We start from the raw sequence: 936 nt of genomic DNA on the forward strand, positions 1-936 counted from the left end.
ATCATCTGGGTCGCTTCTTCTTTCATCTCGGCATCCCACAAGTGCGGGTTTTCGATTTTGATCTGGTTGATCACGTCGATACCGAAGTTCAGGTGCATCGACTCATCGCGCAGGATGTACTGGAACTGCTCGGCCACGCCGGTCATTTTGTTGCGGCGGCCCATGGACAGGATCTGGGTGAAGCCGCAGTAGAAGAAGATGCCTTCCAGCACGCAGTAGTAGGCGACCAGGTTGCGCAGCAGCTCTTTGTCGGTGTCGACGGTGCCGGTTTCGAACTTCGGATCGGAGATCGAGCGGGTGTACTTGAGGCCCCAGGCGGCCTTTTTGGCGACCGATGGAATCTCGTGGTACATGTTGAAGATCTCGCCTTCATCCATGGCCAGCGATTCGATGCAGTACTGGTAGGCGTGTGTGTGGATCGCTTCTTCGAAGGCCTGGCGCAGGATGTACTGGCGGCACTCCGGGTTGGTGATCAGGCGGTACACGGCCAGCACCAGGTTGTTGGCTACCAGGGAGTCGGCGGTGGAGAAGAAGCCCAGGTTGCGCATGACGATACGGCGTTCGTCGTCGGTCAGGCCTTCGGGGTTTTTCCACAGGGCGATGTCGGCGGTCATGTTGACCTCTTGCGGCATCCAGTGGTTGGCGCAGCCGTCGAGGTACTTCTGCCAGGCCCAGTCGTACTTGAATGGCACGAGTTGGTTGAGGTCGGCGCGGCAGTTGATCATGCGCTTTTCGTCAACGGCGACGCGGGCGGAGGCGCCTTCCAGCTCGGCGAGGCCTTCGGCGACGTCGAGTTTGTCCAGGGCGGCCTTGGCGCGCACGATGGCGGCGGAGTCGTTGGCGGTGACGGCGCGGGCTTCCACGGCGGCGGCGGCGCCGGCACCGTCGAGGCGGTCCATGTTGGCTTCGGTGGCGTGGCCGGCGTTGGCGCCTTTG

The 936-nt window shown here is 61.9% G+C and carries 1 protein-coding gene; it reads right to left on the reverse strand.

The annotated features are described in order from the left end of the window. Positions 1-899: ribonucleotide-diphosphate reductase subunit beta (locus HBO10_RS31000; RefSeq protein WP_078468302.1), on the reverse strand; the 899-nt coding region annotated here is incomplete at its 3' end. Positions 900-936: the final 37 nt, after the last annotated feature.

The organism is Pseudomonas sp. WS 5503, from assembly GCF_012985385.1.
Classification (GTDB): Bacteria; Pseudomonadota; Gammaproteobacteria; order Pseudomonadales; family Pseudomonadaceae; genus Aquipseudomonas; species Aquipseudomonas paracarnis.